This is a genomic window from Isoptericola jiangsuensis (assembly GCF_002563715.1).
GTDB lineage: Bacteria > Actinomycetota > Actinomycetes > Actinomycetales > Cellulomonadaceae > Isoptericola > Isoptericola jiangsuensis.
Genome location: NZ_PDJJ01000001.1, coordinates 2,170,119 through 2,191,059 on the forward strand (window position 1 = coordinate 2,170,119; position 20,941 = coordinate 2,191,059).

Below are 20,941 nucleotides of genomic sequence, written 5' to 3' on the forward strand. Positions count from 1 at the left end.
CTACGACCTGCCGCCCACGTCCGCGCGGCCGGGCCGCTCAGGCCCCCGCGTGCGCGACGTCGGCCGCCTTGGTGCCCGTGATCCGGTAGACGTCGAAGACGCCGTCGATCTTGCGGACGGCGGCGAGGACCTGCTGCAGGTGCGCGGGCTCCGCCATCTCGAACACGAAGCGGGACAGCGCGATCCGGTCCGTCGAGGTCGACACCGTGGCCGAGAGGATGTTGACGTGGTGGTCGGACAGCACACGCGTGACGTCCGAGAGCAGCCGCGAGCGGTCGAGTGCCTCGACCTGGATCTGCACGAGGAACATCGTGTTCGACCCGGCGCTCCACGACACGTCGACGATCCGCTCCGGCTGGGACCGCAGCGGGACGACGTTCGCGCAGTCCGCCCGGTGCACGCTCACACCGGCGCCGCGCGTCACGAACCCGACGATGTCGTCGCCCGGCACCGGGGTGCAGCACTTGGCGAGCTTCACCCAGATGTCGTCGACGCCCTTGACCACGATGCCGGGATCGCCCGTGGACCGGCTGCGCCGGGCGGTGCTGCCGGGCAGCGCGACCTCGGCGGTGTCCTCCGCGGTGCCGTCCTCGCCGCCGAGGGACTTCACGAGCGTCTCGACGACGTGCTGCGCGGAGGTGTTGTTCTCCCCCACCGCTGCGTAGAGGGCGGTCACGTCGTCGTAGCGCAGGTCGTTGGCGACCCCGAGGAGCGCCTCGTGGCTCAGCAGGCGCTGGATCGGCAGGTTCTGCTTGCGCATCGCCCGCGTGATCGCCTCCTTGCCGCGCTCGATCGCCTCGTCGCGCCGCTCCTTGGTGAACCACTGCCGGATCTTGTTGCGCGCCCGACCGGACTTGACGAACGCGAGCCAGTCCTGCGACGGGCCCGCCGAGTCCGCCTTGGAGGTGAGGACCTCGACCACGTCGCCGTTCTGCAGCGACGAGTCGAGCGGCACCAGCCGGCCGTTGACGCGCGCCCCCATCGTGCGGTGGCCCACCTCGGTGTGCACCGAGTAGGCGAAGTCGACCGGCGTCGCCCCGGCGGGCAGCGCCATGACCTCGCCCTTGGGCGTGAACACGTACACCTCGGCCGCGCCGATCTCGTAGCGCAGCGAGTCGAGGAACTCGCCCGGGTCGGCGGTCTCACGCTGCCAGTCGACGAGCTGGCGCAGCCAGGTCATGTCGTTGGCGCGCGGATCACCCTTGCCACCGGCGCCCTGGCGGGCCGTCTCCTTGTACTTCCAGTGCGCCGCGACGCCGTACTCGGCCCGGCGGTGCATGTCGTGGGTGCGGATCTGGATCTCGACCGGCTTGCCGCCCGGCCCCACGACCGTCGTGTGCAACGACTGGTACATGTTGAACTTCGGCATCGCGATGTAGTCCTTGAACCGGCCCGGGACCGGGTTCCACCGCGCGTGCAGCGCACCGAGCGCCGCGTAGCAGTCGCGCACCGTGTCCACCAGGACGCGCGTACCGACGAGGTCGTAGATCTCCGCGAAGTCGTGCCCGCGCACGATCATCTTCTGGTAGATCGAGTAGTAGTGCTTGGGGCGGCCCGTGACCGTCGCCTTGATCTTCGCGCCCCGCAGGTCGGCGGCGATCTGCTCGCGCACCACCCCGAGGTACTCCTCGCGCGCCGGAGCCCGCTCCGCCACGAGGTGCACGATCTCGTCGTACACCTTGGGGTAGAGGGTCTGGAAGGACAGGTCCTCCAGCTCCCACTTGATCGTGTTCATGCCGAGCCGGTGCGCGAGCGGCGCGTAGATCTCCAGCGTCTCGCGCGCCTTGCGCGACGCCGACGACCCCGACACGTACTTCCAGGTCCGGGCGTTGTGGAGCCGGTCCGCGAGCTTGATGACCAGCACGCGGATGTCCTTGGCCATCGCCACGACCATCTTGCGGACGGTCTCGGCCTGTGCCGCGTCCCCGTACTTCACCTTGTCGAGCTTCGTCACGCCGTCGACCAGCATGGCGATCTCGGACCCGAAGTCCTTGGTCAGGTCGTCCAGCGAGTACGAGGTGTCCTCGACGGTGTCGTGCAGGAGCGCGGCGGCCAGCGTGGCCCCGTCGAACCCCAGCTCGGCGAGGATCGTCGCCACCGCGACCGGGTGCGTGATGTACGGGTCGCCGGACTTGCGCTGCTGACCGCGGTGCGCCTTCTCCGCGGTCGCGTAGGCCCGCTCCAGCATCCCCAGGTCGCTCTTGGGGTGGTTCGTGCGGACGGCCTGCAGCAGCGGCTCGAGCGCGGGCGTGTTGAGCGGCGCGCCGCGCACGCCGAGGCGCACCAGACGGTTGCGCACACCACGACCTGACCCGCTCCCCGAGGTGCGGGACGCGTCGGACGAGCTCCTGACCTGCGTGTCGTCGCTCACGAGCACCTCCTTCGACCAGCGTCGTTCGGACGACGTCCGGGAGGGCAAGTCTACGACTCCACCCGCAGCAGGGTCTCCACCGTCCGTCCCGCGAGCCGGTCGCGGCCCCCGAGGCCCGCCAGCTCCATGAGGAACGCGAGCGCGACGACGTGACCGCCGCAGCGTTCCACCAGGCTGGCGGCGGCGCGGGCGGTGCCACCCGTGGCGAGCACGTCGTCCACCAGCAGGACCCGGGAGCCCTCCGGCAGCGTGCCGCTGCGCAGCTCGATCGACGCCGTGCCGTACTCCAGCGCGTAGTCCTCCCGGACCACCGGCGGCGGCAGCTTGCCCGCCTTGCGCAGCGGGACGAACCCGACCCCCAGGCGTGTCGCCAGCGGGGCGCCCAGCAGGAAGCCGCGGGCCTCCATGCCGGCCACGACGTCCACGCCGCCGTCCGCGTCGACCAGGGCGGCGAAGGCGTCGACCACGTCGGTCAGCGCCGGGCCGTCGGCCAGCAGCGGCGTGATGTCGCGGAACACGACCGGGGGGTGCGGGTAGTCCGGGACGTCACGGATGAGCGCCCGGATCTCCGCCGCGCGGGCCGGGCCGAGCCCGGCCAGCGCGACCACGGAGATGTCGTCCGTCATGGGTCAGTGACCCCGACGCCGGCGCGGCTGCGCCGTGTTGCCCTGGTGGTGACCCGGGATGAGCTGCGCCCGGCCGGCGGCCGCCGCGGCGAGCTCGGCCTCGTGACCGCCCTCGGTGCTGAGGTCCGCGCGGGCCGCGAGGACCGACGCCGTGTGCGCGGCGATCTTCGGCTCCTTCTCACGCAGCGTCACGTCGAGCGGCGTCGCGAGGAAGATCGAGGACGCCGCACCCACGGCGATGCCCACGAAGAGGGACAGGGACAGGTCGCGCAGCGTGCCCGCACCCAGCCAGAACGCCCCCACGAAGAGGATGCCCGCGACGGGCAGGAGCGCCACGACCGAGGTGTTGATGGACCGGACGAGAGTCTGGTTGACGGCGAGGTTCGCCCGCTCGGCGTAGGTGCTGCGGGACTGCTCCAGCACGCCCGTCGTGTTCTCGCGGACCTTGTCGAAGACGACCATCTTGTCGTAGAGGGAGAAGCCGAGGATCGTCAGGAAGCCGATGATCGTGGACGGCGTGACCTCCCAGCCGATGAGCGCGTAGACGCCCGCCGAGATGAGCAGGTCGCACAGCATCGCGACGATGCCCGCCACGGCCATGCGCCAGGCGCGGAAGTAGATCGCCATGAAGGCCGCGGCCAGCAGGACGAACACCACCACGCCCCACAGCGCGCGCTCCGACACCGACTGGCCCCAGACCGGGCCGACGAAGGACACGTCGACCGACGCGGCGTCGACACCGTAGGCGTCGGCCAGGGCGTCCGTGACCTCGGAGGTCTCGGCGGCGTCGAGCTCGACGGTCTGCACGCGCACCGAGCTGTCACCGATGACGGCGACGCGCGGCTCCTCGTCGGGCAGGACGTCGTGCACGGCGTCGGTCCCCACGGACTGCTCCGTCGTCGACACCGCGGTCAACGTGAACTGGGTGCCGCCGCGGAAGTCGATGCCGAGCGTCAGACCCTTGGTGAGCAGGATGACGATCGAGGCGAGCGCGAGCGCACCGACGATCGAGAACCAGAGGCCACGACGGCCCACGATCGGGTAGGACCTGCGGCCCGTGTAGAGGTCGTTGCCCCACCGCGCGAAGTTCATGCTGCCGGCCATCAGCGGCTCTCCTCGTTCTCGCCGGACCCGGCGTCCTTCGTGGCTGCCTGGTCGTCCTGCTCCGCCGAGGCGGCGGCACGCCGCTCGGCGGCCCTGCGCTCGGCGATCGTCATGCGCTGCCCGCCGTCGGCGGGACGAGCCACCGATGCACCGGCCAGCACCGGCTCCGGGTCGCCGACCGTCTCGACACCGGCCGTGGCCGGGGTCTCGACGCGGCCGGCACCGACGTAACGGGGACCGCTGGTGGCGCGCAGGCGCTCCGGCGACAGCCCGGACCAGGAGTGACCGTCCCGGAAGAACGGGACCTTGGTCAGGACCTGGAGGGTCGGGTGCGTGAACCAGAAGACCACGGCGATGTCGATGACGGTCGTCAGACCGAGGGTGAACGCGAAGCCCTGGACACCGCCGACGGCCAGGAAGTACAGCACGACGGCCGAGATGAGGGTGACGGACTTCGCGGCCAGCACCGTGCGCTTGGCACGCTTCCAGCCGCGCTCGACCGCCATCGACATCGAGCGACCGTCACGCATCTCGTCACGGATGCGCTCGAAGTACACGATGAACGAGTCGGCGGTGAAGCCGATCGCGACGATGAGGCCCGCGACGCCGGCCAGCGAGAGGCGGTAGCCCATCTGCCAGGACAGGATCGCGATGGCCAGGTACGTGATGATGCCGGCGATGACCAGCGACCCCACGGTGACCAGACCGAGCAGGCGGTACTGGAACAGCGAGTAGACGACGACCAGCGCGAGACCGATGAGGCCGGCGATGAGGCCGTTGCGGAGCTGCTCCGAGCCGAGCGTCGCGGAGATCGTCTCCTGGCTCTGCACCTCGTAGGCGATCGGCAGGGAGCCGAAGCTCAGCTGGTTCGCGAGGGTCGCGGCGGTGTCCCGCGTGAAGCTGCCGGAGATCGTCGCGTTGCCGTCGGTGATGACGACGCCCGTGTCGAGCGACGGGGCCGAGACGACGAGACCGTCGAGGACCATCGCGAACTGGTTGCGCGGCGACTCGAGGCCCTGCAGACGCTGGGTCGTCTCGCGGAACTCCGCGGTGCCCTCGGTGTCGAAGCCGATGAACACGCCCCACTCGTTGGTGACCGAGCCGTTGGGGCCCGGCACCAGGCCGGAGCTCGCGCTGTCCAGGTGGACGCCGTCGACCTCCATCGGCCCGAGGATGTACTTCAGCATCGAGCCGTCGTTGGAGCACGCGACCAGGACGGTGTCCGCGTCGTCGCCGCCGCCACCGACGAGGTTCGCCGGGTCGGTGCAGTCCAGCGCGTCGAACTTCTCCTGCACGGCGGGCGTGATCTGCGCCAGGTCGGACGGGTCCGTCGGGTCGACGTCGGCCGCCTCCTGCGCGATCCGCGCGTCGACGTCGTCGCTCGACGCGGCGTCGTCACCCTCGGCGGCCGCGTCACCCTCGGTGGCCGCGTCCCCCTCGGCGGTGGCGTCGTCGCCCTCGGCGGTGGCGTCGTCGCCCTCGGCCGCGTCGGCCGGGAGGCCGACGGCGTAGGTGAGGACCGGACGGAAGCGCATCTGCGCCGGCTGGGAGACGAGGTCGATGGTGGACTGGTCCACCTCACCGGGGATGGAGACGACGATGTTCTCGCCACCCTGGTTGACGATCTCGGCCTCGGAGACGCCGGAGGAGTCGATGCGCTGACGGATGACGTTGATCGACTCGTCGATCGCCTCGGCGGTGATCTCCGACCCGTCCGTGGACCGCGGGGTCAGGATGACTTGCGTCCCGCCCTGCAGGTCGAGCGCGAGCCCGGGCGCGAAGCTCGCGCCGTCCGGGTTGTCGTCGCTCTTCGGGTCCAGGTAGACCCCGAGGGCGAGTGCCGCGAACGGCAGCACCATCGTCAGGATCGCGAAGACCACGAGCGTGCGTACAGGACGCGACCGCCGCGTGCTGGAGTTGGCCACTTGGTTCTCTTCCCGTGTGCGTGCCGTCGGGTGACGGTCGCGTGATGGCGTCGGCCGGGGGCTGCCCGGCCGACGCAGAGGTCACTTGCCCTCGGTGTCGCCCTCGTCCCGACGCTGCTTCTCCCGGTACTCCCGCTGGGCGGTGTCCAGGCCGGACAGGTCGTCGGGAACCTCGACGGCACCGTGTGCGGACGTGATGCTACCCGCATCCGCTGTGTCGTCCGCCACCTCCGCCTCGTCGGCCTCGACGGGCGGGTCGATCTTGCGGGCGATGGCCGCGCGGAGCCACCGGGTCTGCATGCCGGGCGTCGACTCGATGGTGACGATGTCGCGCGCCTCGTCCACCTCGACGACGGTGCCGACCATTCCCGAACCGGTCATGACCTCCTGGCCCGGCACGAGCGAGGACCGGAACTCGGCCTGCTGCTTCTGCTGCTTGCGCGTCCGCGAGCTCATGAACAGCATGAGGCCGGCGAGCACGGCGAAGAGGATGATGATCGAGGGGTCCACGGGGAGTCAGTCCTTCGGTCGTTCGGATGTGCGTACCAGTCTAGGGGCCGCGGTGCGACCTCAGACCTCGTCGAACAACGCGCGGGACCGGGAGGCGGTTCCCTCGTCCGGCGACCCTGCCGCCCACGTGCCCGCCGGTGGCTCCAGCCCGAGGTGCTGCCAGGCCGACGTCGTGGCGACGCGGCCGCGCGGCGTGCGTGCCACCAGTCCCTCGCGGACCAGGTAGGGCTCGGCCACCGTCTCGACCGTGTCGGGCTCCTCCCCCACGGTCATGGCCAGCGTCGACAGCCCGACCGGGCCGCCGCCGAACCGGCGGCACAAAGCGGTCAGGACGGCCCGGTCGAGCCGGTCCAGGCCGATGGGGTCCACCTCGTAGACCTCCAGGGCGGAGCGCGCGGCCCGCAGGTCGAGGATGCCGTCGCCGCGGACCTGCGCCCAGTCCCGCACGCGGCGCAGCAGACGGTTCGCGATGCGCGGGGTACCGCGCGAGCGACCGGCGATCTCGTGGGCCGCCTCGTGCTGCACGTCGACCCCGAGCAGCCCGGCGGAGCGCAGGATGACGCGCTCCAGCTCGGGGGCGGAGTAGAAGTCGAGATGCCCGGTGAAGCCGAACCGGTCGCGCAGCGGCGCGGGCAGCAGACCGGACCGGGTCGTCGCCCCCACGACCGTGAACGGCGGCAGCGCGAGCGGGATCGCGCTCGCCCCCGCCCCCTTGCCGACGACCACGTCGACGCGGAAGTCCTCCATCGCGACGTACAGGAGCTCCTCGGCGGGGCGGGCGAGGCGGTGGATCTCGTCGATGAACAGCACCTCGCCCTCCTCCAGGGAGGACAGCACGGCCGCGAGGTCGCCCGCGTGCTGGATCGCCGGGCCGCTCGTGACGCGCAAGGACGTGCCCAGCTCGGCCGCGATGATCATCGCGAGCGTCGTCTTGCCGAGGCCCGGCGGGCCGGACAGCAGGACGTGGTCCGGCGCCGCGGCACGCGCGAGCGACGCCTGCAGCACCAAGGAGAGCTGGTCGCGCACGACCCGCTGCCCGACGAACTCCTCCAGCCGCTTGGGACGCAGGGCCGCCTCGGCGGCACGCTCGACGTCGTCGGCGCCTCCCCCGACGATCCGGCCGCCGAGGTCCTGCGGGTCGAGCGCGCCCTCAGCCACGCGGACCCAGCCTGCGCAGGGCGGCCCGCAGCGTCGCCGGCACCTCGTCCTCGGCGACCGTCTCCGTCCCCGCGTCCGCGAGCACCTTCTCGACGGCGTCCTGGGCGACCTTCGCGGTCCAGCCCAGACCCACCAGCGCCTCGACCACCTGGTCGCGGCGGTCCACCGGCACGGACGGCGCGGCCGTGCCGCCGTCCCCCGGGGCGCCGAGCTTGCCCGACAGCTCCAGCACGATGCGCTGGGCGCTCTTGACGCCGATGCCGGGCACCCGCCGCAGGGCGGCGGTGTCCTCGGCCTCGATCGCGCGCCGCAGCGCGTCCGGCGTCAGCACGGCGAGCATCGCCAGCGCGATCCGCGGGCCGACGCCCGACACCGACTGGGCGGTCTCGAACACCTCGCGCTCGTCGACGTCCGCGAACCCGTACAGCGTCATCGAGTCCTCGCGCACCACCATCGTGGTGTGGACCCGCGCCTGCTCGCCCGGGCGCAGCGCGGCGAGCGTCGCCGGAGTGGAGTGCACCAGGTAGCCGACACCACCCACGTCGAGCACGACGCTGCCCAACGACACCACGGACACCGTGCCGGTCAACGAAGCGATCACCGGACCTGCTCCCTTCCTCGAACACCCGTACGATACCGCGACCGCGCCTGCTGCTCCGCCGCCGCCCACGCGCGCTGCGCGGGCGTGGTCTCGTGCCGGTCCCCGCCCTGCAGCGCCCCGGCGGGCCGCCACAGGTGCGTCACCGCCAGCGCCAGCGCGTCCGCGGCGTCCGCCGGCTCCGGCGCCACGGCCAGGCCGAGGATGGAGGCGATCATCTTCTGCACCTGCGCCTTGTCGGCCCGGCCCGACCCCGTCACCGCGGCCTTGACCTCGCTCGGCGTGTGCAGCGCCACCGGGACCCCGCGCCGCGCGGCCGCCACCATCGCCAGCCCCGCCACCTGCGCCGTGCCCATCACCGTGCCGCGGTTGTTCTGCGCGAACACGCGCTCCACCGCCACGACGTCCGGCACGTGCTCGTCCAGCCACGAGTCCAGCCCGCGGGAGATCTCCAGCAGCCGCAGGTCCGTGGTCGTCTCCGGCGCCGTCCTCAGCACCCCGACCCCGACCAGCACCGCCCGCCGGCCCGGACGGGAGTCGACCACCCCCACACCGCACCGGGTCAGGCCCGGGTCCACTCCCAGCACTCGCACCGCGTCACTGTCTCACGCAGCACCGACAGACGCGTCGAGGCTCGCCCCGCGGGGGGCGAGCCTCGACGACACGGACCGGCCGGACGACCCGAACCCGGCGCGCCGCGGCCGAGATGCCTCGTCCCTCGGCCCTCAGCCTCCGCTGCGCTCCGGGTCAGTCCTCGTCGGCGTCGAGCTCCGCCATGACCTCGTCGGACGCGTCGAAGTTCGCGTAGACGTTCTGCACGTCGTCGCTGTCCTCGAGGGCGTCGATGAGGCGGAGGATCTTGCGGGCGCCGTCGGCGTCGACCTCGACCTGCATGGACGGGTGCCAGACGGAGTCGGCGGAGTCGTACTCGATGCCGGCGTCGACGATGGCGGAGCGCACCGCGACGAGGTCGGAGGCGTCGGACAGGACCTCGATGACCTCACCGGCGTCGGTGACCTCCTCCGCGCCGGCCTCGAGGGCGGCGAGCATGACGTCGTCCTCGGTGACGCCGTCGGCCTTGGGGACGACGACGAGGCCCTTGCGGGAGAACAGGTACGACACGGAGCCCGGGTCGGCGAGGTTGCCGCCGTTGCGGGAGAACGCGAGCCGGACCTCGGAGGCGGCGCGGTTCTTGTTGTCGGTGAGGCACTCGACGAGGACGGCGATGCCGTTGGTGCCGTAGCCCTCGTACATGATCGTCTGGTAGTCGACGGCGTCGGCGCCCTCGCCGGACCCGCGCTTGACGGCGCGGTCGATGTTGTCGTTGGGGACCGACGACTTCTTCGCCTTCTGGATCGCGTCGAACAGCGTGGGGTTGCCCGCGGGGTCGCCCCCGCCGGTGCGCGCCGCGACCTCGATGTTCTTGATGAGCTTCGCGAAGAGCTTGCCGCGCTTGGCGTCGATCGCGGCCTTCTTGTGCTTGGTCGTGGCCCACTTAGAGTGACCGGACATGACCTGACTGACTCCTTCGCGATTCGGTGACAAGGCGGACGAACAGGGCGTGCACGCGCCAGTCCCCGGTGACCTCCGGGTGGAACGCGGTGGCGAGCAGCCGTCCGGACCGTACGGCCACGATCTTACCGGCGGCCTCGCCGAGCGTGGCACCGGAGACCGAGACGTCCGGGATGCGGGCGAGGACGTCGACGCCGGGACCGGCCTGCTCGACCCACGGGGCGCGGATGAACACGGACCGCACGGGGCCGCCGTCGACGCCCTCGACGGCGAGGTCCGCCTCGAAGGAGTCGACCTGGCGCCCGAACGCGTTGCGGCGCACGGTGACGTCGAGGCCGCCGAGGGTCTGCTGGCCCTCGATGCCGCCCTCGATGCGGTCGGCGAGCAGGATCATGCCGGCGCAGGACCCGTAGACGGGCAGTTCCGCGGCGACGGCGTCGCGCACGGGGTCGCGCAGCTCGAAGATCCGCAGCAGCTTGTCGATGGTGGTCGACTCCCCGCCCGGCAGCACGAGGCCGTCGACGGCCTCCAGCTCGCGGGTGCGGCGCACGGGCACGGCCCGCGCCCCGGCGGCCTCGAGGGCGTGGACGTGCTCGCGCACGTCGCCCTGCAGGGCGAGGACTCCGATGGTCGTGGTCACCGCGGCAGTGTACGCAGGTCCCGGTGGTCGGCCGTCACCCGGCGACGTCGTCGAGGTCGAGGTCGTCGTCGTTCTCGACGCCGAGGTGCACGACCGTACCGTCCCAGCCGGACGCGAGACGTTCGACGACGTCCGGCAGGCTGGGCGGGAACACCTCGAGCGGCTGCGCGCGCAGCTCGGCGGCGCTCAGCCAGCGCATCTCGTCGAGGACGTCGCGCTCGACGTCGGTCCAGCCGTCCCGGGTGGGCTCGTGGTCGCCGACGCGCGCGACGAAGAACACCTCGTCCTGCCGGCAGGTCTCGGCGAGGAACCGGAAGATCCCGGCCCGGGTCATGACGGGGCCCTCGAGGTCGTCCGCGGCGAGGTGGAGCCCCGCCTCCTCGCGGACCTCGCGCAGCGCCGCGTCGACGGCGGACTCCCCCGCGTCGATGCCGCCGCCGACGGTGAACCACCAGGACCGTTCGGGCTGGTCGGCGTCGTGGCCGCGGACCAGCAGGGCGCGGCCCGCGTCGTCGAGGACGATGACGCGGGCCGCGCTCCGGTGGCGCAGACCGTCGTCCCCCAGCACCCAGTCGGGGCCGAGAGACGACGTCTGCGCCGGAGGGCCGGACGTCACCAGCCGCGCTCCGCGAGGCGCACCGGCTCGGGCTGCTCGTCGACGTTGATGCCGACCATGGCCTCGCCGAGGCCGCGCGAGACCTTCGCGAGGACGTCGGGGTCGTCGTGGAACGTGGTGGCCTGGACGATGGCCTTCGCCCGGGCGACGGGGTCGCCCGACTTGAAGATGCCGGAGCCGACGAACACGCCCTCGGCGCCGAGCTGCATCATCATCGCGGCGTCCGCGGGGGTGGCGATGCCGCCGGCGGTGAACAGCACGACGGGGAGCTTGCCGGTGCGGGCGACCTCGGCGACGAGCTCGTAGGGGGCCTGGAGCTCCTTGGCCGCGACGAACAGCTCGTCCTCGGGCAGGGAGGCGAGGCGGCGGATCTGCGCGCGGATCTGGCGCATGTGCGTCGTCGCGTTGGAGACGTCGCCGGTGCCGGCCTCGCCCTTGGAGCGGATCATCGCCGCACCTTCGGTGATGCGGCGCAGCGCCTCGCCCAGGTTGGTGGCACCGCACACGAACGGCACGGTGAACTGCCACTTGTCGATGTGGTGGGCGTAGTCGGCGGGGGTGAGCACCTCGGACTCGTCGACGTAGTCGACGCCGAGGGACTGCAGCACCTGCGCCTCGACGAAGTGCCCGATGCGGGCCTTCGCCATGACGGGGATGGAGACGGCCTCGATGATGCCGTCGATCATGTCCGGGTCGCTCATGCGCGCGACACCGCCCTGGGCACGGATGTCCGCGGGCACCCGCTCGAGGGCCATGACGGCCACCGCGCCGGCGTCCTCGGCGATCTTCGCCTGCTCCGGGGTGACGACGTCCATGATGACGCCGCCCTTGAGCATCTCGGCCATGCCCCGCTTCACGCGGGCAGTGCCCACCTCGCCGACGCCCGTGGCAGGGACGGGGGTACCGGTGGTCTCGCTCAACGCAACCTCACAGCGCTCGTCGTCGCACGCCGGGCGGCAGCGCCGCGGCCGTGCGGGCGTGGTGCCACGCCCTGCTGCCATCCTACGGTCGTCGCGCACCGCCCGGTCCCCGGCCTCCACGACCCGGGACGGTCAGGGGTGGTCGAGCCCGGCGGGGAGCTGGTCGTCGAGCTCGACCGTGCGCGGCAGCGGGGCACGGCCCGCCAGCCGCAGCCACCGCACGACGCGCGGCCGGCGGGCACGCTGCGCCTGCGCGACGGCCTCGTTGTGGAAGCGGCGGGCGAGCTGGGCCCGGTAGGCGGCCGAGGCGAGGTCACCCACGAGGCGTCCGCCCGGGTCGGAGGACCCCACGGCCTCGAGCGTCTCGTCGTCGAGGACGGAGCGCAGGGTGACCGACAGCGCCGACTCGGCGCGCTCGCGGGTCGGGGTGAGCCCGGACAGCGAGAAGGCCTCCGCCGTGGACGGCTCCGCGGGGCGCTCCCCCTCGTCGACGACCGCGAACGCGGCGTCCGCGACGAGGACCGCGCTGGCCGGGTCCAGGAGGCCGGAGGAGGCCAGGTCGACCGATGCCCGGGCCCGGCGGTCGAGCTGGGCGAGCAGCGCGAGCCGGGAGGCGACGACCTTGCGGTGCAGCCGGTCCAGCCGGGAGGCGGACACCCACACCGACCACAGGGCGAGAGCCGCCACGACGACGGTCAGCAGCGCGACCTCGGACCAGCTCACGACGTGCCTCCGGCCTGGCTGCGGTTGCGGCGTCCGAGCAGCCACGGGGTGCGGGTGGCCAGGAGGTCCTGGCGCACGGTGCCGTCCCCCAGCGCCTCGCCGGCCGCGACCGCCATCTCGTAGACGGCCTGCACCTGGTCGGTCACGGTGGACCAGTCGAAGTGCCGGACGAACCGGTGGGCGCGCTCGCGCCGCTCGGCGGTCCCGTCGGGGTCGGCGAGCGCGGCGAGCACGGCCGCGGCGAGGTCGGCGGGCTCGCCGGTGCGGAACAGACATCCCGCGGCGCCGTCGTCCAGCACGCGCCGGAACGCGCCGAGGTCGCTGGCGACGACGCCGGTCCCGGCGCTCATGGCCTCGACGAGGACGATGCCGAAGCTCTCGCCGCCGGTCTGGGGGGCGACGTACAGGTCGGCGGAACGCAGCAGGGCCGCCTTGTCGGCGTCGCTGACGCCGCCGAGCCACTCGAAGGAGCCGGCGTGCCGGCCGAGCGCGGCCTCGGCGTCCGCGCGGCCGGTGTCGCCGCGACCGGCGACGAGGAACCGGGTGCCGGGCCGCTCGGCCAGGATCGCGGGGGCGGCGGCCGCGAGCACCTGGAGTCCCTTGCGGGGCTCGTCGAGGCGACCGAGGAACGCGACGGTCGGCGCGTCGGGGGTGCCCTGCCAGCGCGGGTCCGGCTCCCCGACGGCGAACTGGTCGACGTAGACCCCGTTGGGCACGACGACCGCGTCGCCACCGAGGTGGTCGACGAGGGTGCGCCGGGCGTCCTCGGACACGGCGATGCGGGCGGAGATCTTCTCGAGCGACTGCCGCAGCAGCGGGTGGGCGACCTGCAGGGCCCGCGAGCGGACCTGCGAGGTGTGAAAGGTCGCCACGACCGGCCCCTCGGCGACCCAGAGCGCCAGCATGGACAGCGAGGGCGTCATCGGCTCGTGCAGGTGCAGCACGTCGAAGTCGCCGGCGTCGATCCAGCGGCGGACACGGGCGGCGGCGCGCGGCCCGAACGCGAGTCGCGCGACGGACCCGTTGTAGCGCACGGGCAGGGCGCGCCCGGCGGGGGTGACGACGTCCGGCACCTCGGTGTCGTCGTCCGCGGGGGCGAGGACGGACACGTGGTGGCCGCGGTCGCGCAGCGCCTCGGCCAGGTCGCGGACGTGGAACTGGACGCCGCCGGGGGCGTCGAACGAGTAGGGGCAGACGATGCCCACGCGCAGCGGCTCCATCAGCCCTCCCCCGCCTTCGCGCGGGTCGCGGCGTAGCGGTCGGGGTCGAGGTCCTCCACGAACACCTTCTGCAGCATGTGCCAGTCGGCGGTGTGCTCGGCGACGAACCCGGCGAACACGTCCACCCAGCCCTGCGTCATGACGGCGACCTGTGTGCGGTGGTCGGCGTCCGCGGGACGGGGCACTGCGGGGTGGAACTTCAGGACGATGCCCCACGCGCTCCCGGCGCGGCGGCGACGCTCGCCGCGGAGCCGCTCGTGGAAGATCACCGTCGGCACCAGCGCGACGTCGCCGGCGACGGCGAGCGCGGCGGGACCGGCCGCCACCCGGGCGCGGCGTCCGCACAGGTCGACCTCCAGACCGCTCGCGGTGAGGTCGCGGTCGGCGAGCAGCGGCAGGAGCCGGCCCCCGTCCCGCGCACCGCGGACGAGCGCCCGGAAGACGCCGTCGTCACCGAGACCGAGCACGTCGATGCCGATCGAGCGGCGGAACGCGACGAACTCCTCGTAGAGCGCGGGCGGCTCGAGCCGTTCGGCGACGGTGAGGACGCGGGCGAGGTGCGGGCTGGCCCAGGCGCCGGCGAGGTCCCAGTTCCCGGTGTGCCCCAGGGCGAGCACCGCCGACCGGCCGTCGGCGAGCGCCGCGCGGGCGTGCTCCTCGCCCTCGACCCGCACCCGCGCGTCGACCTGGTCGGGGGTGAGCCGCTGCAGGGTGAACGCCTCGCGGAAGTAGCGCAGGTAGCGGCGCATGCCCTCGCGGGACAGGCGGCGCACCTCGCGCGGGGTGAGCTCGGGGCGGACCCGCGCGTAGTTGGCCTCGAGGCGGCGGATCCCGGCGCCGCGGCGCAGCCAGGTGACGTCCGCGGCGACACGGCAGCCGGCCCGCAGGACGGGCTCCGGCACCCGGCCGGCGTGGCGCCAGGCGAACGCGTAGAGCGCGGCGACGTCCATCAGGCCTCCTCGGGCGCGGTGACGAGCTGGCGGCGGACGGTGGTGACGCGCTGGGCGACCGTGACGAGGCTGGCGACGGCCAGCAGCCCCAGGACGACGACGAGCACCGGGACGGGCAGCCCCACCGGGACGGCGGCGACGGGCACGAGGGCGACGACGAGGCGGTCCGTGCGCTCGGCGATCCCGACGGCGGCGGTGGCCCCCACGGACTCGGCGCGGGCGCGGGCGTACGGCACGACGGAGCCGAGGACGAGGCACGCCAGGGCGGCGCACGCACCGGCCACGGCCCACGGCTCCTCGGGGTGCAGCACGAACCACAGGGTGATGCCGGCGAACACCGCGCCGTCCGAGACGCGGTCGAGGGTGGAGTCGAGGAACGCGCCCCACGGACCGGTGCGACCGCTGAGGCGCGCCATGACGCCGTCGAGGGAGTCGGTGAGTGCGAACAGGCCGATGAGCACCGCGCCGGGCAGCAGGTGCCCGGTGGGCAGCAGGGTCAGCGCCAGGACCGTCACGACGACGGTCCCCGTGATCGTCACGGCGTCGGGCGAGACGCCCCACCGGGTCAGCAGCGTCGCCGGCGGGGTGAACAGGCGCTGCATGGTGGCCCGCAGGCGGCCGAACATGGGGGTGCTCCTCGGTCGTGGTCACGCGGCCGGCGCGCAGCCGGCGGGGCCAGGCTAGCGCCCCCGGTCGCTCAGGCGGTGGGCCACGCCGCGGCGAGCCGCTCGCGGGTGTCGGCCAGCAGCTCGGGCAACGACTTGGTGCGCGCCACGACCGGCAGGAAGTTGGAGTCGCCGGGCCACCGGGGCACGACGTGCTGGTGCAGGTGCGCGGCGATGCCGGCACCGGCGACCTCGCCCTGGTTCATCCCGAGGTTGAACCCGGCCGGGGCGTAGACGGCCCGCACGACGCGCATGGCGCGCTGCGTCATGGCCGCGAGCTCGTGGGTCTCGGCGTCGGTGAGGTCGGTGTAGTCCGACACGTGCCGGTACGGCAGCACCATCAGATGGGCGCTGTTGTACGGGTACAGGTTGAGCACGGCGTAGCAGTCCGCCCCGCGGGCGACGACGAGGCCGTCCTCGTCGTCGCCCGCCGGGATGCGGCAGAACGGGCAGCTCTCCGGGGTGGGGTCGGCGGGTTTGTCCTGCCCGCCGATGTACACCAGGCGGTGCGGGGTCCACAGCCGCTGCAGGTCGTCCTGCGGCGGGCCGAAGCGGTCCGCCGGCACCATCTCGGGGCCGTCCGTCGGGTGGGTCACGTCAGACCTGCTCGCGCTCGCGGACGGCCTTGACGATGCGCGCGACCGCGTCCGCCACGGGCACGCCGTTCTCCTGGGTGCCGTCACGGAACCGGAACGAGACCGCCCCGGCCTCGACGTCCTCGCCACCGGCGATGAGCACGAACGGCACCTTCTCCTTGGAGGCGTTGCGGATCTTCTTGCCGAACCGGTCGTCGGACAGGTCGACCTCCGCGCGGACCCCCTGCGCGGCGAGCTGCGCGACGACGTCCTTGAGGTAGTCGTCGAACGCCTCGGCGACGGGCACGGCGAGCACCTGCACGGGCGCGAGCCAGGCGGGGAACTGCCCTGCGTAGTGCTCGATGAGCACGCCCATGAACCGCTCGATGGAGCCGAACTTCGCCGAGTGGATCATCACGGGCTGCTGCTTGGTGCCGTCGGGCGCGGTGTACTCCAGGCCGAACCGGGCGGGCTGGTTGAAGTCGTACTGCACGGTGCCCATCTGCCAGGTGCGGCCGATGGCGTCCTTCGCCTGGACGGAGATCTTCGGGCCGTAGAAGGCGGCGCCGCCCGGGTCGGGCACGAGCTCGAGGCCCGACTCGCGGCCCACCTGCTCGAGCACGGCGGTCGCCTTGACCCAGTCCTCGTCCGAGCCGACGAACTTGTCCGGCTTGGAGTCGTCGCGGGTCGACAGCTCGAGGTAGAAGTCGTCGAGACCGAAGTCCTTGAGCACGCTGAGCATGAAGTCGAGCAGGTGCTTGACCTCGCCGGGCGCCTGCTCGGGGGTGACGTAGGAGTGCGAGTCGTCCTGGGTCAGGCCGCGTACGCGGGTCAGGCCCTGGACCACGCCGCCCTTCTCGTAGCGGTACACCGAGCCGAACTCGAACAGCCGGATCGGCAGCTCGCGGTAGGAGCGGCCGCGGCTGGAGAAGATGAGGTTGTGCATCGGGCAGTTCATCGCCTTGAGGCGGTAGTTCTGCGCCGTGCTGGACTCCTCCCCCGACCCGTCGCTGAACTGCATGCTCGGGAACATGGTGTCCGCGTAGTACGGCAGGTGGCCCGAGGTGAAGAAGAGGTCCTCCTTCGAGATGTGCGGGGTGCCCACGTAGGAGAACCCCTCCTCGATGTGCCGCTGGCGGACGTAGTCCTCCATGACCCGCTTGATGACGCCACCCTTGGGGTGGAACAGCGGCAGGCCGGAGCCGACCGCGTCGTTGAAGGAGAACAGGTCCATCTCGGTGCCGAGGCGGCGGTGGTCGCGGCGCTCCGCCTCCGCGAGCCGCTCCAGGTAGGCCTTGAGGCCGTCCTTCGACGGCCACGCGGTGCCGTACACGCGCTGGAGCTGGTTGTTCTTCTGGTCGCCGCGCCAGTAGGCGGCGGCCGAGCGCATGAGCTGCACGCCCTGGCCGATCAGCCGGGTGGAGGGCAGGTGCGGCCCGCGGCAGAGGTCCTTCCAGACCACCGTCTCGGACTCGCGGCCGGCGCCGCGGACGTTGTCGTAGATCGTGAGCTCGCCGCCGCCGACCTCGACGGAGCTGCCGTCCTCGTCGGACGAGCCGCCCTTGAGCCCGATGAGCTCGAGCTTGTAGGGCTCGCCGGCGAGCTCGGCGCGCGCCTCGTCCTCGGTGACGACGCGGCGGCGGAAGGTCTGGCCCTCCTTGATGATCCGCGCCATCGCCTTGTCGAGGGCCTTGAGGTCCTCGGGGGTGAACGGGGTCTCGACGTCGAAGTCGTAGTAGAAGCCGTCGGTGACCGGCGGGCCGATGCCGAGCTTCGCGTCGGGGTTGACCTGCTGCACGGCCTGGGCGAGGACGTGGGCGGCGCTGTGGCGCAGCACGGCCAGACCGTCCGGGGAGTCGATCGTCACGGGCTCGACGACGGTGCCGGGCTCGAGCTCGCGCGACAGGTCGAGGAGCTCGCCGTCGACGCGGACCACGACGACGTCCTTGCGGTCGGCGAAGAGCTCGGCGCCCGTCGTCGTGGTCTCCACGGTCACCGCGGTCAGGACTTCGGCGGGCTGCGGAGGTGCGACGTCGGACACGGTGGTGCTCCTTGTGGTCTGCGGAAGGGTTCGGCGCCGTGACGGCGTCGAGGATCCACCTGGCGGTGGCGCCCCTCGATGGTACCGACCTGGCGCCCCGGACGACGACGTGGCCTCTCGCCACCACGGTCCATGCTTTGTGAAGGACTTCACATGCATACGCCTTCCCAGGTCAGAGCGTGTGGTCATACCATAGAGCCAGGCGCCGGACCCGACGCCGAAGCACCCCGACCGTCCACCGGCGGCCGGACCATCGGAGGGGAAGAACCATGACCAGCACCGCCCGCACCGGCAATCGCACCGCCCGTCTCGTCGGCCTCATCGGCATCGTCGCCGGCGTCGTGATGATCCTCGCGGGAGCGACCACCTGGGTCACGGTGAGCTCGCAGCTCGACGCGCAGAACATCACGGTCTCGGAGGACGCCGACTTCCTCGCCGGCGACACCGTCGACGGCCCCTTCTCGGCCTACGCCCAGGCGCAGATCATCGACCACCACGCCCTCGAGGCCACCGGCGGCAAGACGTACGCCGAGCTCGACCGTGAGGACCCGCTGCGCGACACCGCGATGAACGCCTCGTTCCTGCGGGCCTCGCTGTTCACCTCGGTCGTCGCCTACGGCGTCAGCGCGCTGGTCATCGGCCTCGGCGTCCTTTTCGGCCTGTTCGGGTGGGCGCTGCGCGGCCTCGGTGCCGAGCCCGCCGCCGCGGTCGCCACGACCGGCCCGCGCCCCACGGTCACCCAGGGCGTCTGACCCACCGGTCCCGTCGGCCCCGCTCCCCTCCCCGAGGAGCGGGGCCTTCGTGCGTCTGCACGTCGGCCCGCCGTCGGCCAGCATGGGAGGGTGCCCCGCCACCCCGCCCCGGACGACGCCACCTACCCGGACCTCGTACGACAGGCACGTTCGCCGGCCGAGCTCGACTCCCACCTCGTCGCCTGCCGCGCCTGCCCGCGCCTCGTCGCCTGGCGCGAGGAGGTCGGCGCCACCCGCCGGCGGGCCCACCGTGACGACACCTACTGGGCACGACCGGTGCCGGGCTTCGGCGACGACCGCGCCCGGATCGTCGTCGTCGGCCTCGCCCCCGCCGCCCACGGCGCCAACCGGACCGGCCGCATGTTCACGGGCGACCGCAGCGGCGACGTCCTGTTCGCGGCGCTGCACCGGGCCGGGCTGGCGAACCAGGCGACGTCGGTGCACGCCGACGACGGTCTGCGCCTCACCGGCGCCCGGGTCACCGCCCCGGTGCGCTGCGCGCCGCCCGACAACCGGCCCACCCCCGACGAGCGCCGTCGGTGCGCGCCGTACCTCGACCGCGAGCTGGCGCTCCTCGCGCCGACCGTCCGCGTCCTGGTGCTGCTCGGCGGGTTCGGCTGGCAGGCCACGCTCGCGACGCTCGCCGACCAGGGCTGGGGCGTCCCGCGGCCCCGCCCCCGGTTCGGCCACGGCGCGGAGGTGGTCGTCGAGCACCCCGACGGGCGACCTGCCCTGAGGCTGCTCGGCTGCTACCACGTGTCGCAGCAGAACACCTTCACCGGCCGGCTCACCCCCGCCATGCTGGACGACGTCCTCGCCCGCGCGGTCGCGCTCGCCGGGACCTGATCGCCGCCCGCCCGCCGCGGCCCCGCCTCGGCCCGGGAAATCCGGCGACCGCCACCCGCGCCCGCGGCTACGCTCGCGCCATGACCCCCCGTCCCCCTCGTGTCACCGTGCTCTCCGGCCCTTCCGGTGCCGGCAAGACGACGGTGTCCGCTCTGCTCGCCGCCGACGCCGGTCGGGCCACGGTGAACCTCACGACCGACACCTTCTACACCGCGGTGGCCACCGGGTTCGTGCCGCCCCACCTCGACGGTTCCGCCCACCAGAACGCCGTCGTGGTGGACGCCGTGGTCGCGGCCGTCGGCGCCTGGGCGCGCGGCGGGTACGACGTGGTCGTCGACGGCGTCGTGGGGACCGCGTTCCTGCGCCCGTTCCGCCGGGCCGCCGCCCGCGAGGGCTGGGACCTGCGGTACGTGGTGCTGCGCCCGGCGCTCGACGTCGTCCTGGCCCGCGGCACCGCCCGGACCGGGACGGGCGACCTGCGCGACGAGGCCGCCCTGCGGTCCGTGCACGCCCTGTTCGACGACCTCGACGACCTGCCCGGCCACGTCGTGGACACCGGTGCGCAGGACGCGCGCACCACCGCGGACCGCGTGCGCGCCGACCTCGACGCGGGTGGGTTCCGGGTCGCTGCCCCGACCGCCCCGGTGCCCACGCCGGACCGCGTCGATCCGCCGCTGCGCGGTGACGAGGTCGCCACCCTGCGCGCGTTCCTCGACTACCACCGCGACACCCTGCGCCGGAAGGTGTCCGGGCTGGACGCTGCCGGTCTCGGCACGCCGCTGGCCCCGTCCTCGATGACGCTGGGCGGGCTGCTCAAGCACCTGACGTACGTCGAGTCGCACTGGTTCGCCGTGATCCTCGCCGGGGCCGACCCCCTGCCGCCGTTCGACGCCGTCGACTGGGCGGCCGATCCCGACTGGGAGTGGCACAGCGCGGCGGACGACTCCCCCGCGGAGCTGCGCGAGCTGTTCGACGCGGCCGTGGCGGCGTCCGACGTCCGCCTGGACGCCGCTCTCGCGGCCGGCGGCCCCGACACGCTCAGCGCCCGCGAGAGCCGGCACCACGGCGGCCGCTTCTCGGTGCGCTGGATCCTGGTGCACATGGTCGAGGAGTACGCCCGCCACAACGGTCACGCGGACCTCCTGCGGGAGGCCCTCGACGGTCAGGTCGGCGAGTAGACGGCGCGGTC

21 protein-coding genes are annotated in these 20,941 nt (G+C 73.1%); 3 read left to right on the top strand and 18 right to left on the bottom strand.

The window, feature by feature from the left end:
- Positions 1-37: 37 nt before the first annotated feature.
- The 18 genes from ATJ88_RS09870 to thrS all read right to left on the bottom strand — a co-directional run bounded on the left by ATJ88_RS09870 (position 38) and on the right by thrS (position 18,154).
- A complete protein-coding gene (locus tag ATJ88_RS09870; protein ID WP_170023582.1) occupies positions 38-2,419 on the bottom strand; it encodes a RelA/SpoT family protein in 2,382 nt (793 codons plus the stop codon).
- 2 nt (positions 2,420-2,421) lie between these two features.
- Positions 2,422-2,997 (bottom strand): adenine phosphoribosyltransferase, encoded by a 576-nt coding sequence (locus ATJ88_RS09875; RefSeq protein ID WP_098463682.1) that lies wholly within the window; start codon positions 2,995-2,997, stop codon positions 2,422-2,424.
- A 3-nt stretch (positions 2,998-3,000) separates the two neighbouring features.
- Positions 3,001-4,101, bottom strand: a complete 1,101-nt coding sequence (secF, locus tag ATJ88_RS09880) for a protein translocase subunit SecF (protein WP_098463683.1) — start codon at positions 4,099-4,101, stop codon at positions 3,001-3,003.
- Positions 4,101-6,026, bottom strand: coding sequence for a protein translocase subunit SecD (gene secD / locus ATJ88_RS09885; protein ID WP_245852318.1), 1,926 nt, complete (start codon positions 6,024-6,026; stop codon positions 4,101-4,103). Before secD ends, secF begins: the two co-directional genes overlap by 1 nt.
- A gap of 81 nt (positions 6,027-6,107) precedes the next feature.
- Positions 6,108-6,536 (bottom strand): preprotein translocase subunit YajC, encoded by a 429-nt coding sequence (gene yajC, locus ATJ88_RS09890; protein ID WP_245852320.1) that lies wholly within the window; start codon positions 6,534-6,536, stop codon positions 6,108-6,110.
- A 60-nt stretch (positions 6,537-6,596) separates the two neighbouring features.
- Positions 6,597-7,694: a Holliday junction branch migration DNA helicase RuvB gene (gene ruvB, locus ATJ88_RS09895; protein WP_098463685.1), complete on the bottom strand. Its 1,098-nt coding sequence runs from the start codon at positions 7,692-7,694 to the stop codon at positions 6,597-6,599.
- Complete coding sequence (gene ruvA / locus ATJ88_RS09900) at positions 7,687-8,295, bottom strand: Holliday junction branch migration protein RuvA (protein ID WP_098463686.1); 609 nt, start codon at positions 8,293-8,295, stop codon at positions 7,687-7,689. Before ruvA ends, ruvB begins: the two co-directional genes overlap by 8 nt.
- Positions 8,292-8,885, bottom strand: coding sequence for a crossover junction endodeoxyribonuclease RuvC (gene ruvC / locus ATJ88_RS09905; protein WP_098463687.1), 594 nt, complete (start codon positions 8,883-8,885; stop codon positions 8,292-8,294). Before ruvC ends, ruvA begins: the two co-directional genes overlap by 4 nt.
- 154 nt (positions 8,886-9,039) lie before the next feature.
- A complete protein-coding gene (locus tag ATJ88_RS09910) occupies positions 9,040-9,804 on the bottom strand; it encodes a YebC/PmpR family DNA-binding transcriptional regulator (RefSeq protein WP_098463688.1) in 765 nt (254 codons plus the stop codon).
- On the bottom strand, positions 9,788-10,444 hold the full coding sequence (gene pdxT / locus ATJ88_RS09915) for a pyridoxal 5'-phosphate synthase glutaminase subunit PdxT (RefSeq protein ID WP_098463689.1): 657 nt from the start codon (positions 10,442-10,444) through the stop codon (positions 9,788-9,790). The genes ATJ88_RS09910 and pdxT overlap by 17 nt, the downstream gene beginning before the upstream one ends.
- Positions 10,445-10,478: 34 nt before the next feature.
- Positions 10,479-11,060, bottom strand: coding sequence for an NUDIX hydrolase (locus ATJ88_RS09920; RefSeq protein WP_098463690.1), 582 nt, complete (start codon positions 11,058-11,060; stop codon positions 10,479-10,481).
- The gene (gene pdxS / locus ATJ88_RS09925; protein ID WP_098463691.1) at positions 11,057-11,980 is read right to left on the bottom strand and encodes a pyridoxal 5'-phosphate synthase lyase subunit PdxS; all 924 of its coding nucleotides are present in this window, start codon (positions 11,978-11,980) and stop codon (positions 11,057-11,059) included. Before pdxS ends, ATJ88_RS09920 begins: the two co-directional genes overlap by 4 nt.
- 132 nt (positions 11,981-12,112) lie before the next feature.
- A complete protein-coding gene (locus ATJ88_RS09930; RefSeq protein ID WP_098463692.1) occupies positions 12,113-12,703 on the bottom strand; it encodes a hypothetical protein in 591 nt (196 codons plus the stop codon).
- Positions 12,700-13,914, bottom strand: a complete 1,215-nt coding sequence (locus ATJ88_RS09935; RefSeq protein WP_098465256.1) for a glycosyltransferase family 4 protein — start codon at positions 13,912-13,914, stop codon at positions 12,700-12,702. Before ATJ88_RS09935 ends, ATJ88_RS09930 begins: the two co-directional genes overlap by 4 nt.
- A gap of 8 nt (positions 13,915-13,922) precedes the next feature.
- The gene (locus ATJ88_RS09940; RefSeq protein WP_098463693.1) at positions 13,923-14,873 is read right to left on the bottom strand and encodes a phosphatidylinositol mannoside acyltransferase; all 951 of its coding nucleotides are present in this window, start codon (positions 14,871-14,873) and stop codon (positions 13,923-13,925) included.
- Positions 14,873-15,499, bottom strand: a complete 627-nt coding sequence (gene pgsA, locus ATJ88_RS09945) for a phosphatidylinositol phosphate synthase (RefSeq protein ID WP_098463694.1) — start codon at positions 15,497-15,499, stop codon at positions 14,873-14,875. The genes ATJ88_RS09940 and pgsA overlap by 1 nt, the downstream gene beginning before the upstream one ends.
- Before the next feature lie 71 nt (positions 15,500-15,570).
- Positions 15,571-16,107: an HIT family protein gene (locus tag ATJ88_RS09950; protein WP_098465257.1), complete on the bottom strand. Its 537-nt coding sequence runs from the start codon at positions 16,105-16,107 to the stop codon at positions 15,571-15,573.
- A 28-nt stretch (positions 16,108-16,135) separates the two neighbouring features.
- A complete protein-coding gene (gene thrS / locus ATJ88_RS09955) occupies positions 16,136-18,154 on the bottom strand; it encodes a threonine--tRNA ligase (protein ID WP_098463695.1) in 2,019 nt (672 codons plus the stop codon).
- 269 nt (positions 18,155-18,423) lie between these two features.
- Here thrS and ATJ88_RS09960 point away from each other — a divergent pair, with 269 nt between their 5' ends.
- The 3 genes from ATJ88_RS09960 (at position 18,424) to ATJ88_RS19115 (ending at position 20,930) form a co-directional block, all read left to right on the top strand.
- Positions 18,424-18,906 (top strand): aromatic ring-opening dioxygenase LigA, encoded by a 483-nt coding sequence (locus tag ATJ88_RS09960; protein WP_098463696.1) that lies wholly within the window; start codon positions 18,424-18,426, stop codon positions 18,904-18,906.
- A gap of 90 nt (positions 18,907-18,996) precedes the next feature.
- On the top strand, positions 18,997-19,752 hold the full coding sequence (locus ATJ88_RS09965; RefSeq protein ID WP_098463697.1) for a uracil-DNA glycosylase: 756 nt from the start codon (positions 18,997-18,999) through the stop codon (positions 19,750-19,752).
- A gap of 80 nt (positions 19,753-19,832) precedes the next feature.
- On the top strand, positions 19,833-20,930 hold the full coding sequence (locus tag ATJ88_RS19115; RefSeq protein ID WP_211287494.1) for a DinB family protein: 1,098 nt from the start codon (positions 19,833-19,835) through the stop codon (positions 20,928-20,930).
- The last annotated feature ends 11 nt before the right edge of the window (positions 20,931-20,941 follow it).

Coding starts and splice junctions, on each gene's coding strand:
- ATJ88_RS09875 (WP_098463682.1), bottom strand. CDS start 2,997: ATGACGGACGACATCTCCGTGGTCGCGCTGGCCGGGCTCGGCCCGGCC.
- secF (WP_098463683.1), bottom strand. CDS start 4,101: ATGGCCGGCAGCATGAACTTCGCGCGGTGGGGCAACGACCTCTACACG.
- ATJ88_RS09910 (WP_098463688.1), bottom strand. CDS start 9,804: ATGTCCGGTCACTCTAAGTGGGCCACGACCAAGCACAAGAAGGCCGCG.
- ATJ88_RS09940 (WP_098463693.1), bottom strand. CDS start 14,873: ATGGACGTCGCCGCGCTCTACGCGTTCGCCTGGCGCCACGCCGGCCGG.
- pgsA (WP_098463694.1), bottom strand. CDS start 15,499: ATGTTCGGCCGCCTGCGGGCCACCATGCAGCGCCTGTTCACCCCGCCG.
- ATJ88_RS09950 (WP_098465257.1), bottom strand. CDS start 16,107: ATGGTGCCGGCGGACCGCTTCGGCCCGCCGCAGGACGACCTGCAGCGG.
- ATJ88_RS09960 (WP_098463696.1), top strand. CDS start 18,424: ATGACCAGCACCGCCCGCACCGGCAATCGCACCGCCCGTCTCGTCGGC.
- ATJ88_RS19115 (WP_211287494.1), top strand. CDS start 19,833: ATGACCCCCCGTCCCCCTCGTGTCACCGTGCTCTCCGGCCCTTCCGGT.